At 74.2% G+C, this 11,268-nt stretch carries 12 protein-coding genes and 1 pseudogene; 4 read left to right on the top strand and 9 right to left on the bottom strand.

Translation table 11 applies throughout. The annotated features are described in order from the left end of the window. Positions 1-210: 210 nt before the first annotated feature. The 5 genes from ACLQ24_RS11455 to ACLQ24_RS11435 all read right to left on the bottom strand — a co-directional run bounded on the left by ACLQ24_RS11455 (position 211) and on the right by ACLQ24_RS11435 (position 6,711). The gene (locus ACLQ24_RS11455; protein WP_425891037.1) at positions 211-990 is read right to left on the bottom strand and encodes a hypothetical protein; all 780 of its coding nucleotides are present in this window, start codon (positions 988-990) and stop codon (positions 211-213) included. A gap of 177 nt (positions 991-1,167) precedes the next feature. Further along, positions 1,168-1,818 carry a GNAT family N-acetyltransferase gene (locus ACLQ24_RS11450; RefSeq protein ID WP_425891035.1) on the bottom strand — a complete coding sequence of 217 codons (651 nt, stop codon included), beginning with the start codon at positions 1,816-1,818 and terminating at the stop codon, positions 1,168-1,170. A gap of 70 nt (positions 1,819-1,888) precedes the next feature. Next, positions 1,889-3,202 carry a molybdopterin molybdotransferase MoeA gene (glp, locus tag ACLQ24_RS11445; protein WP_139582488.1) on the bottom strand — a complete coding sequence of 438 codons (1,314 nt, stop codon included), beginning with the start codon at positions 3,200-3,202 and terminating at the stop codon, positions 1,889-1,891. Continuing rightward, positions 3,199-4,161: a UTP--glucose-1-phosphate uridylyltransferase gene (locus ACLQ24_RS11440; RefSeq protein WP_425891034.1), complete on the bottom strand. Its 963-nt coding sequence runs from the start codon at positions 4,159-4,161 to the stop codon at positions 3,199-3,201. Before ACLQ24_RS11440 ends, glp begins: the two co-directional genes overlap by 4 nt. A gap of 9 nt (positions 4,162-4,170) precedes the next feature. Then, positions 4,171-6,711 carry a diguanylate cyclase gene (locus ACLQ24_RS11435; RefSeq protein WP_425891032.1) on the bottom strand — a complete coding sequence of 847 codons (2,541 nt, stop codon included), beginning with the start codon at positions 6,709-6,711 and terminating at the stop codon, positions 4,171-4,173. Between the two features lie 85 nt (positions 6,712-6,796). Here ACLQ24_RS11435 and ACLQ24_RS11430 point away from each other — a divergent pair, with 85 nt between their 5' ends. Both ACLQ24_RS11430 and ACLQ24_RS11425 read left to right on the top strand, forming a co-directional pair. Further along, positions 6,797-7,474, top strand: coding sequence for a 5-formyltetrahydrofolate cyclo-ligase (locus ACLQ24_RS11430; RefSeq protein ID WP_425891031.1), 678 nt, complete (start codon positions 6,797-6,799; stop codon positions 7,472-7,474). A gap of 27 nt (positions 7,475-7,501) precedes the next feature. After that, positions 7,502-7,678 (top strand): annotated as a pseudogene (locus ACLQ24_RS11425) (FmdB family zinc ribbon protein); the annotation flags it as partial. A 14-nt stretch (positions 7,679-7,692) separates the two neighbouring features. Here the strand turns inward: ACLQ24_RS11425 and ACLQ24_RS11420 are convergent. Both ACLQ24_RS11420 and ACLQ24_RS11415 read right to left on the bottom strand, forming a co-directional pair. Further along, positions 7,693-7,938 (bottom strand): hypothetical protein, encoded by a 246-nt coding sequence (locus ACLQ24_RS11420; protein WP_425891045.1) that lies wholly within the window; start codon positions 7,936-7,938, stop codon positions 7,693-7,695. 127 nt (positions 7,939-8,065) lie between these two features. Beyond that, complete coding sequence (locus tag ACLQ24_RS11415; RefSeq protein ID WP_425891030.1) at positions 8,066-8,248, bottom strand: hypothetical protein; 183 nt, start codon at positions 8,246-8,248, stop codon at positions 8,066-8,068. Positions 8,249-8,355: 107 nt separating this feature from the next. Here ACLQ24_RS11415 and ACLQ24_RS11410 point away from each other — a divergent pair, with 107 nt between their 5' ends. Beyond that, positions 8,356-8,682, top strand: coding sequence for a hypothetical protein (locus tag ACLQ24_RS11410; RefSeq protein ID WP_425891028.1), 327 nt, complete (start codon positions 8,356-8,358; stop codon positions 8,680-8,682). Positions 8,683-8,713: 31 nt separating this feature from the next. On the opposite strand, the gene ACLQ24_RS11405 is transcribed toward ACLQ24_RS11410, so the two are convergent. Then, entirely contained in the window at positions 8,714-9,196 is a 483-nt protein-coding gene (locus ACLQ24_RS11405; protein WP_425891027.1) for a DUF2231 domain-containing protein, read from the bottom strand. A gap of 201 nt (positions 9,197-9,397) precedes the next feature. Between ACLQ24_RS11405 and ACLQ24_RS11400 the strand changes: the two genes are divergently transcribed. Further along, positions 9,398-10,261 carry an oxygenase MpaB family protein gene (locus ACLQ24_RS11400; RefSeq protein WP_425891026.1) on the top strand — a complete coding sequence of 288 codons (864 nt, stop codon included), beginning with the start codon at positions 9,398-9,400 and terminating at the stop codon, positions 10,259-10,261. A gap of 45 nt (positions 10,262-10,306) precedes the next feature. On the opposite strand, the gene ACLQ24_RS11395 is transcribed toward ACLQ24_RS11400, so the two are convergent. Beyond that, positions 10,307-11,257 carry a RecB family exonuclease gene (locus ACLQ24_RS11395; protein ID WP_425891025.1) on the bottom strand — a complete coding sequence of 317 codons (951 nt, stop codon included), beginning with the start codon at positions 11,255-11,257 and terminating at the stop codon, positions 10,307-10,309. Between the last annotated feature and the right edge of the window lie 11 nt (positions 11,258-11,268).

Genomic DNA, 11,268 nt, shown 5'->3' with positions numbered 1-11,268 from the left:
GAGCCAAACAAGCCCACTACGCCCGCCGCCTCACCCTCGAACTCCAGCCATGATCACGAAGTACGGCTGCCGTACTAGAGTCGATCAAGCACCCCGAGGCCGGAGGCAAGCACCGCCAGGCCGTAGGCAAGCGCCCGCGGGCCGAGGGCGAGCGGCCCCGAGGCCGAGAGCGGACGACGCGCCGCCGGACAGCGCGTATCCCGGACAGCGTCAGGCACCGCGGCCAGCCTCGTAGGGGCGGCCGCGCAGCCCGCCTGAGCGGCGGTACGAGACCGAGCCGCCGTTGACTGCCGCCGGCAGGTCCGCGGGCCGGTCGAGGCCCATGGCGGCTCGGCGTACCCCCTCGCGCTGGGCCGCCAGACGGCGCTGCGCCTCTCGGCGGGCCGCCGCGCGACGGGCCTGTTCGCGGCGGACCTCGGCCTGCCGGGCGGTCAGCCACGCCGCCTCCCGGGCCCGGGCCCGACGGCGGCGGCGACCGGCGAGGGCGCGCCCACGCAGGTGTACGACGTACAGGGCCAGCAACATGAAGGTGACCGAGAAGCCGATCCAGAAGCCGGGACTGACGAACAGCACACCGATCAACTCGACGACGTTGAGCAGCAGCAGCGCAGCGAGCACCCGGCGTCGGCGGTACACGGCGGGGGTGTGCTGCCGGCGCGGCGGACGACGACGGGGACGCTTCGGAGCCGGCGGCACGGCGCGCAGCCGGCCGGGACGGCGGGCCGCCGGAGGCGCGGAGACCGGCACGGCCAGCTTCCCCGTAGTCGCGTCCTCACTTAGGGTGACAACGAGGGAGCGTGGAGGGTGGACGGGCTGCCGTCCCGGCACAGTGCGACGCCGCCGACGGCGTTGGAGCACCCGCGCCGTCGACTGCGCCCGCTCCGCCACCAGCCGCTCGGTGGCGTCGTACCGGCGAACCAGCGCCGGAGCCAGGGCGAGCAGGCCGGCGGCGGCGAGGACGGCGAGGAGCACCGAGGTCGGCACCCTCACCCCTCCCCTCACCGAATTCGGAGCAACCGCTCCCCGACCGCAGGATCTTCCACCGATCGTGCCTGGGTGCGTAGATCGTCCGGGTGTTGAGCGCTTGCCGCAGCTTGCAGTTACTTGAGGTTACGGCGCACCGACCGCGATGCCACCGCGCCGCGCCGATCCCGTCCGTGGGACGGCTCACCGCGCGGCGGCGCGTACCCGGTGCCAGCGGGCCAGCAGACCGCCCTCGGCGGCGACCTCCTCGCTCGTCATCGCGTATCCGATGTGGTCCCGCCAGGCACCGTCGATGTGCATGTAGCGCACGTGGTACGACTCCTCGCGGAAGCCCAGCTTCTCCACCACCCGCCGCGACGGGCGGTTCTCCGGCCGGATGTTGACCTCGACGCGGTGCAGCCCGCCCGGGCCGAACGCGTGGTCGACCGCGAGCGCGAGCGCCGTCGGGATGACACCCTGGCCGGCGACCCGGGCGTCGACCCAGTAGCCGACATAACCGGAGCAGAACGCGCGGCGCACGATGCTACCGACGTTGAGGTGCCCGACCAGACGGTCGCGGTCAGCCTCCCGCAGGCAGACCGCGAACGGCATCCCCTCACCCTCGCGTGCCGAGCGCCGCTGGTCACGGTGCACCCACCGGAACACGGCCGGCGAGTTCAGCTCGTCCCAGCCGTCCGGCAGCGACGACTCCCAGGGAGCCAGCCAGGCCCGGTTGGCCCGACGCACCTCCGACCACGCCGCCGCGTCGGAGCGCCGGTAGGGGCGCAACAGCACCGGGCCGTCGACAAGCACCGCCGGCCATCCGGGCGCCCGGACTGGTCCGAAGAGACTCACCCGCACAGTCTCCCGCGCGGGACCGGTTCGCGCGCAAGAGGACCCACGACATCCCGCCGGCCAACGGAGCTCACCGGCGGCGGTCCAGCAGCAGCACGTCCACGGTGGAACCGGCGGCGGCGGTGGTGACCCGCTCGCCGAGCACCAGGAGCCCGTTCGCCTCGGCGAGGCCGGAGAGGGTGAAGGGACCCCCGCGCAGCGGCTGCACGGTGTAACCGCCGCCGCGTCGCTCGGCGACGTGCGCGGGCCGGAACTCGCGCAGCCCGCCGGGGGACGACACGGTCTCCAGCAGGTGCGCCCGAACGCTGGGACGGAACACCGGCTCGGCGCCGGCGAGCAGTTGGATGGCGGGGCGGGCCAGCACCTCGAAACCGATCAGCGCCGCGCCCGGGTCGCCGGGCAGGCAGACCACCGGCACCTCCTCGGCGCCGACGGTGCCGAACCCCAGGGCGGTGCCGGGATAGAGCGCCACATCGGTGAAGGTCACCGGTCCGGCCCGGCCACCCTCACGGCGGGACAGGATCCGCCGGACCATGTCGCCGGGGCCGGTGCCGGTGCCACCGGTGGTGATGATCAGGTCGGCGCGAAGGGTCTGGTCCTCCAGCAGCCCGCGCAGCCCCTCCGGGTCGTCGTCGCAGATGCCCACCCGGTACGCGAGCGCACCCACCTCGGCCGCGGCGGCGGTCAGCGCGTGCGAGTTCGCGTCCACCACCTGACCGGGCTGGCTGCCCCGGCCCACGTCGACCAGTTCGTCTCCGGTGGCCACGATGACCACCCGGGGACTCGGCCGGACCACGACGTGCCCGATGCCGGTGGCGGCGAACACCGCGACGAGGGCCGGGGAGACGTACGTGCCGGCACGGGCGAGCAGGGTGCCGGCGGGCAGTTCCTCACCGGCGCGGCGGACCCCGTACCCCCGTTTGGGGGTGCGGAAGATCTCGACGGCGGCCATGCCCTGGTCGGTCCACTCCACCGGGACCACGACGTCTGCGGCGACCGGCAGCGGCGCCCCGGCGGCCACCGAGAAGCACGAGCCCGGGGTGAGCCGTACCGGCCGCCAGCTCGCCGCGCCGAGGTCCCCGACCACGTTGAGCCGGATGGTCCGGCCGCCGGGCGTGCCGGAGGGGGCTGGGACGTAGCTCGGGCCCCGACCCCCTCCGGAAATGTCCTCCCAGCGGGCCGCGTACCCGTCCACGGCCGCCTGGTCGAAGGCCGGGAAGGCGTGCGGCGCGACGACGTCCTCGGCGAGGACATTGCCGTGCGCCTGGGTGAGGTCGAGGTCGAGTGGCGGCAGCGCTCGTAACCTGCGCAGCACGCTGCCCAGGTAGTCGGCGAGCGGCGTCAACTCGTTCGCGGCCGCCTCGGCGTCGGCCGTCGCTGTCATGTACCAGATCCGCCTGCCGCGTCGGCCTTGACGAACTCGGCCAGCCAGGAGCGGAACTCGCTGCCGAGGTCCTCGCGCTCGGCGGCGATCTGCACGACCGTCTGGAGGTAGCCCAGCGGCATACCGGTGTCGTAGCGGGTACCCCGGTAGACGATCGCGTGCACCGAGGTGCCCTCGGTGCGCAGCAACTCCATGGCGTCGGTCAGCTGGATCTCGCCACCACTGCCCGGCTTGGTCCGCCGGATCGCGTCGAAGATCGTGCCCGGCAGCACGTACCGACCCAGCACGGCGAGGTTGCTCGGCGCGTCCTCCGGCTGCGGCTTCTCCACCATGCCGGTCACCTTGACGACCTCGCCGATGTCGGTCAGGTCGGCCTCGGCCGGCTCGACCGAGGCGATGCCGTACCGCTTGGTGTCGGCCGGGTCGACCTCGAAGAACGCGAGCACCACGCCGCCGGTGCGGGCCTGCAACTCCAGCATGGCCGGCAGCAGCGGCTCGGACGGCTTCACGAACTCGTCGCCGAGCAGCACCGCGAAGGGCTGGTCGCCGACGTGCGACTCGGCGTACCCGACGGCGTGGCCCAGTCCGAGCTGCTCCGGCTGCCGAACGGTGTAGATCTCGGCCAGCTCAGTGGGCCGGCGCACGGCTGCCAGCCGCTCGGCGTCGCCCTTCTCCTCCAGCCTGGTCTCCAGGTCGGGGCGACGGTCGAAGTGGTCCACCATCGATGTCTTACCCCGACCGGTAATCAGCAACACGTCGCCGATGCCGGCCTGGGTGGCCTCCTCGACGATGTACTGCAGCACCGGCCGGTCGACGACCGGCAGCAGCTCCTTGGGAACCGCCTTGGTGGCCGGCAGGAAGCGGGTGGCCAGTCCGGCGGCCGGGATGACGGCCTTGACCGCCAGGGGACGGCCGGTTGCGGCGACCGTCGCTGAGAGGTTCGCTGAGTGCTCCGACATGCCGCGAGACTATCGGCCACGGCTCTGCCGCGGCGGGTGTGGCCCAGAAGACGCGCCGCCACCCGGCCCCGGTCGGGCCGCGTCCGGGCCGGCCCGCGCCGCGTCCGCCGGGCCGTCGGCCGGATCCGGCCGGGCGTGCGCGGGCCCCGACCGGTTCGAATCCGGTACGCCCACAGCCGACTCCGACCGGGCGTGGCCGCCCGGCTCCCGCGGGACCTGCACGGGCCGACCGGCCCTCGGCAGCCCGTCGGGTGGGCTGACCGCGCCGGCCGGCACCGCTATCTCCCGCGTCGGCACGTCGGGGCGGGCCTCGGCGACCCGGTAGGTGTCCCGCCCGGCGGCCTTGGCCACGTAGAGGGCGTCGTCGGCGGCCTCCAGCACCTCCCGCCCCGTGCTGCCGTGGTCGGGATAGACGGCGATGCCCACCGACACGGTGACCACGATCGGCCCCGCGTACGCCTCGACGGCGATCGGTGTCTCGCGTACCGCCGCTCCCAGCCGCTCCGCGACGATCGCCGCGCCCCGGGCGTCGGTCTCCGGTAGCAGCAGCACGAACTCCTCACCGCCCTGCCGGAACGCCAGGTCCACCTCCCGGATCTCTCCGCGTACCCGCCGGGCGAACTCCGCCAGCACGGTGTCCCCCGCCGCGTGCCCATACGTGTCGTTGACGTCCTTGAAGCGGTCCAGGTCGAGGGCGAGGACGCTGAGCATCCGGCCGAAGCGGCTGGCCCGCTCGACCTCCCGCCGGATCGACTCGCGCAGGTAGCGGTAGTTCCACAGGCCGGTGAGCGGGTCGGTCAGGGAGAGCCGCTGGGCCTCCTCGTGCACCCGCACGTTCTCCACCGCGACGGCCGCGTGCCCGGCGAAGGTCCGCAGGGTGACCAGGTCGTCGTCGTCGAACTCGTCCGCGCCCACCCGGTCGTAGAGCGCCAGCACCCCGAGCGCCGCCGCCGGAGCACCGGCCTCGTCGACGTTCCTCTCCTCGCCCGAGCTGGTGGGCCCGCCGCCCGGCACGGTCGTCGTGCCGCCGCCGGGCGCGGTCGTGCCTCCGGGCGTCGTCGCGCCGCCGGGCGTCGTCGCGCCTCCGGGCGTCGTCGCGCCGCCGGGCGTCGTCGCGCCTCCGGGCGTCGTCGCGCCTCCGGGCGTCGTCGCGCCTCCGGGCGTCGTCGCGCCGCCGGGCGTCGTCGCGCCTCCGGGCGTCGTCGTGCCGCCGCCGGGCGTCGTCGTGCCACCCGGGGCGGCGAAGGGGACCGCCACATAGGTGCGACAGCGCGGCTCGCCGGTCGGGGCCTCGGTCGGTTCCACCCGCCCCCGCTGCGGCTCGCCGGTCGCGGCCACCGCGCCGACCACGCCGACGCCGACCGGCACCCGCAGGGTCGGCGGACCGTCCGGGTCCGGTGCCGGCCAGCGCCCGTCCAGACCCTCGCTGCACTGCGCGACGAGCACCCCACCGGTCTCCACCAGCAGCACCGCGCCGGCCCGTGCGCCGGTGGCCGCGATGGCGCTGTGCAGGATCACCCGCAGGATGCGTTGCAGGTCGTGGGTGCTGGCCAGGGTGTCGCCGAGCACCGCGAGGTGCCCGCGTAGCTGGTCACGGCTGCTGGTCAGCGCCGCGACGTACGACCCGGTCTCGCGGGTCATCCGGTTGAACGCCGCCGCGAGCCGGCCCAACTCGTCGCGGCTGCGCACCGGCACCCGGGCGGTCAGGTCGCCGTGCGCCACCCGATCGACCGCACCGGCCAGCTCCACCAGGGGTCGGGTGGTCACCCGGGCGAGACGCCACGCCGTCAACACGGCGAGCAGCCCGGCGAGCAGGACCACGCCGGCCAGGGTGACGTGCAGCCCCGGGGGCCGCCCGCTCGGCACCGACAGCACCAGCGGCAGCGGCTGACCCGCAGACGGCCCGATCCGCCGCACGTACCGACCCTTGGTGGTCTCGGTGACCTGCTCCCCGGTGGTGTGGCCGGCGGCGGCCAGCACCGCGTCGCGTACCTCGCGGGACTCGGTGGTGTGGGTGAACCGGGCGGCGCTCGCGCCGCCGTCGAGCAGCGTGACCGCGACTCCGCTCACCGCCGCCAGCCGGGCGACGAAGGCCGGGTCGACCAGTTGCGCGGCGGCCACGCTGCCCAGCAGGGTGCCGGCCGGGTCCCGGCGGTCCACCCGGGCCGACAATGCGCGGACCGGGCCGGACGTCGCGGCGGCCGACTCTGAGCAGTCCCGCCAGGGTGTCGTGGGCGCGCCCGGCGAGGCGTACGTGACCCGCCCGCTGACGTCGCTGACCAGCACGGCCGCGGCCAACCCGCGGCCGACGAGCTGGCCGGCGACGACGGCCGGATCACCGGTGAGGGCGACCGCGTCGGCGGCGGCGCGCAGCTGCTGGCAGAGCGCGTCGACCGAGGTACGCACCGTGGACGCGGCAACGGCGAGCCGTTCGGTGGACCGGGTGCGGTCGACAGCGGTGACGGTGGAGGCGACGAAGAACGCCCCGAGCAGGACCGGGCCGAGCACCACCACGAGGAAGGCTGCCGTCAACCGCCCGCGTAGCGTCACTCGGTCCCCCCGGAAGTTCCGCCTCCGTTGCTTGCGATGCTGACACAGAGCAACCGTGGGAGTGGCGTTGCGTCAGGAGTGTTGCGTGCCAGATTTTTCTGATGAAGCGGAAGTGACCCGCGTGACCAAGCGGGACGCCCGCGTGCGGCTGCTCGCCGACCGTCGGGCCATGGACGGCGCGACGCGGGCCGAAGCGGCCGTACGCGTCCAGGCCGAGCTGGTCGCTCTGGTCCGCCGGCTGCGCCCGCGCCGGATGACGGCGTACGTGCCGGTCGGCTCCGAGCCGGGCGGCGCCGACCTCGCCGAGGTGTTGCGGAGGGCGTTACCGGCTGGCGCGGAGTTGCTCCTTCCGGTGCTCCGCGCGGATCTCGACCTGGACTGGGCGGTGTACGCCGGTCCGCACGCTCTGGCCGTGGCCGGCCGGGGCATCCGGGAGCCGATCGGCCCCCGCCTCGGTGTGCACGCGGTCTCCGGCGCGGAGCTGGTGGTCGTACCGGCACTGGCCGTCGATCACCGCGGCCGGCGGCTGGGCCGTGGCGGCGGCTCGTACGACCGGGCGCTGGCGCGGGTACCAGCGGCGAGCCTGACCGTGGTGCCCCTGCACGACGGCGAGCTGGTCGAGGCGCTGCCCGTGGAGCCGCACGACCGTCCGGTCCGCGCGGCCGTCACCCCCTCCGGCGGGATGCGTACGCTTGACGACGGCCTGGGTACCGCGCAGAGTGTCGCGCCCCACACGTCCGCTGGACGAACCCGGTCCGAATGACGCACCATTGGCACTCGAATACGTCGAGTGCCAACTGGCCGAGCCCAGACACCGGAGGAGAACGTGCCTACGTACCAGTACGCCTGCACCGCGTGCGGTCACCAGCTCGAGGCGGTGCAGTCCTTCTCTGACGAGCCGCTGACCGAGTGCCCGGCGTGTCAGGGGCGGCTGCGCAAGGTCTTCAACTCCGTCGGCATCGTCTTCAAGGGCTCGGGCTTCTACCGCACCGACTCCCGCGCGTCCGGCTCGGAGACGTCGGCCGGCGGCACCGCCAGCAAGCCGGCCAAGTCCGACTCGTCCTCGTCCTCGGGCGGGGATTCCGGCTCGTCGTCCTCGTCGTCGGGGTCGTCGTCCTCGTCCGGGTCCTCGTCGTCCGGGTCGTCCTCGTCGTCGTCCGGTGGGTCGAGCGGCGGCAAGGCGCCAGCGGCCAGCTCGACCTCCTGACGCTGCCGGGCCGCTTCCAAGCGGCGGGCAGCATGATCGACACCAGGTCGGCGACGTGGCGGCGTCCGCTCAGACGGATGCCGCCGTGTCGGCGATCCGCCACCGCCGTCGTCGCGTGCGGTGGGATGCGGTGGGACCCGCCCGGGCTCAGTCCCAGTGCGGGGGGCGTTGGGCGAGGAGCCAGTCGTCGTTGCCGCCGCTGCGCTCGCCCCAGCCGTAGTCCGTGTCGTCCGAGGTCTGCTCGGGCAGCACCACGAAGTCGTCGCTCAGGTCGACGGCGCGGTCGTCATCGCCGCGTACGCCCGCAGCGCCGGGGTCCTCGATGCTCACGAGCGGCAAGACTAGCGCAGGCCGCACACGCCGGGCCGCTCGCCGACGGTTGGGCACACCGGTCAGAAACGACCGGACCGCCGGCTCCGTTGGTAGCGTCGGTCGGCGTGACGACCCCCAGCGCTGGCAGCAGCCCGGACGACCACTGGCGCCGGCCCGAGACCGGCGACGGCCCAACGGCGGACCAACCCCTACCCGTCACACCACCCACCAGCGGGTACGCGGGGCCACCCCCGAGCGTGCCGCCCCCGGCCGGCTGGCGTCCCCCCGTACACCTGGAGCCGGCGCCGCCGCGACGGCTGCCACCTCAGGACATGGCCGCCCTGAACGCGGCCGAGCAGCGGTCGCAGCGGGTCACCTACGGCTTCGGGGCAGCCGCCGCCGTGGTGTCGGTGGCCCTCGTCTGCCTGCTGTGCTCGCGGCTCATCTTCTGACCGGCGAGCCGCGCTGTCGATCCCGCTCCGGTCAGAGGGTGGTGCCCCAGACGGCCTCGGCACCGGAGTGCCCGGTCAGGTAGACGTAGACCAGGGCGGCGACGGACAGCACGACGAGCGCCACCGCGAGGACCGGCGTCACCAGTGCCGGCAGCCGTGGCACCCGCGGGTGTCCGCTGGTCACCACGAGCAGCGCGATGGCCACGATCCCCAGGGGCACCACGATCCGGAACAGGATGTCGCCGTAGCGCGAGTGCTCGAAGATCTGATCGAGGATCTGGCCCTGGTAGCCGCGGGCGACCAGGGCGTCGGTGAACGCCTCACCGGACTCGACAGCCACGAACGCGGTCACCGGCGTCACCACGGCGAGGATCCCCAGCGCCCAGTCCAGTCGGTGCCGCCAGCGTGGCAGCCCCACGTACGCGATGGCCAGCACCGCCAGCAGTGGGACGAAGACGACCACCGCGTGCACGACGAAGACGTGTACCGGTAGACCCAGGATCTCCTCGAACATCGACACCCTCCAGGCGGATCACGGTCACGGGATCGACAGCGTACGTACGGACAACCGGTCGTCCCCGGGGTCTCGCCCTAAAGACACGCGGACGGCGGTGATCAGGTTCAGCGCCGCTGCGGCGAGATCGCCGACATCGACGGCGCGGTCGTCCGTCCGCGCCGGCCGGCACCAGCACGGTGGCCGTGGCACGCTTGGTCGGTGGACTCCGATGACCTAGGCCTCTTCGGTCCGGGTTCGGTCACGTGGAAGGTGCACGAGGAGCCGATCCTGATCGTCGCCGGCCTGCGCTCGCTCTACCTCCAGGCGTTGCACCCCCGCGCCATGGCCGGCGTCGTGCAGAACAGCAACTACCGCACCGACGCGTGGGGACGACTGGTCCGCACCGCCACCTACGTGGCGACCACCGTCTACGGCACCACGGCCGAGGCGGAGCAGGCCGGAGCGCGGCTGCGTCGGCTGCACGCCCGGTTGCGGGCCACCGACCAGGCCACCGGCGAGGAATTCCGGATCGACGACCCGGCCCTGCTGCGCTGGGTGCACGTCACCGAGGTCGAATCGTTCCTCAGCACCGCCCGTCGGGCGGGTCTGCCGCTCACCGATGACGAGGTCGACGGCTACTACACCGAGCAGCGTCGGTCGGCCGCACTCGTCGGGCTGGACCCGGCCACGGTGCCGGGCACCGCCGCCGAGGTCCGGGAGTACTACCGTGCCGTCCGGCCCGAGCTGCGGATGACGCGCGAAGCCGCCGAGACGGCGCTCTTCCTCACCGCCCCACCGCTGCCGTGGAAGCTCGGCCTGCCGGCCCGGCTGGGCCTCAGCCTGGGCCCGCCGCGCTGGGCGTACCTCGGAATCGCCGGCACCGCGTTCGCGCTGCTGCCCCCGTGGGCCCGGCGGATGTACGGCGGGTTGGGGCTGCCCACCACCGAATTGTCGGCCGACCTCACCGTACGCGCGCTGCGCCTGGCACTCGGCGCGGTGCCGCGCCGCTACCGGGAGGGGCCGCTCGTGCAGGCTGCCAAGGAACGGGCCGCGCGCCGCGCCGCGACCGCACTGGCCGGCTGACCAACCGGCGGCGGCCCGTTTCGGACACCGGCCGGGCGGTACGGGTCAGCCCTCGGCGGACCTCTCCACGGCAGCCCACGGCTCCTTGCCCGGCGTCTGCGCCCCGGTGGGGCAGTGCCGCCGGTAGTCGCACCAGCCGCAGCGCGGCCCGGGCGCCACGGGGAACGCCTCGTCGGGGTCACCGCCGTCGGCGACGACCCGCTCGGCGGCCATGATGTCGCGAGCCGTGTCCTCCGCGCGGGTCAACTGGCGGGCCAGCGACTCGACGGTGTGGTCGTGACCGGCGACCGTACCGGTCGGCAAGTGGTGCAACTCGACCCGACGACACGGCCGGCGGAACACCCGCTCGGCCGCGTACGCGTAGAGGGCCAGCGCCTGCGAGCCGCGGGCGTCGTCGGCGTCCAGCACGGTGCGGCCCGTCTTGTAGTCGACGATGACCAGCTCGGGACCCTCCGGCCCGGAGCGGGAGTCGATGCGGTCGGTGCGGCCGTTGAAGGCCAGTACGGCGGTCTTGACCGCCACCACCCGCTCGACACCGAGTGGGTCGGCCTCCGGTTCCAACGTCTCGACGTACGCCTCGAGCCAGCTCAGCGCCCGCCGGTAGGCGGCACGCTCCTGCTCGTCGTCGCGGTAGCCCTCACGGACCCAGGTGCCCTTGAGCAGGGTGGCCAGCGCCTCGGGGCGGCGTCGGTCGGCGGGCAACGCGTACCAGTTCTTCAGGGCGGTGTGCACGCTGGCGCCGAGCGAGTTGTGCGCCCAGGGCGGGCCCTTCGGCGGCGCGGGCCGGTCGACGTAGGAGTAGCGGTAGCGGCGGGGGCAGTCCGCGTACGCGCCGAGCTTGCTCGGGGTGCAGACGAACAGTCGTTCGGGCATCCCCTCGAAGCCGAGCTGCTCGGCGCCAGCAGAGCGCTGCTGAGGGGTCCGACCGCCCGCGGCGGGTCGTCCGGCTGAAGAGGCTCGTCGCACGCCTGCGATCCTGCCATCCGCCCCCGACATCCGGACTGTGC

This window comes from Micromonospora sp. DT4 (assembly GCF_049841675.1).
Lineage (GTDB): Bacteria > Actinomycetota > Actinomycetes > Mycobacteriales > Micromonosporaceae > Micromonospora.
The sequence above is the reverse complement of the archived record's forward strand: the minus strand, read 5'-3'. Positions and strand labels throughout refer to the sequence as shown.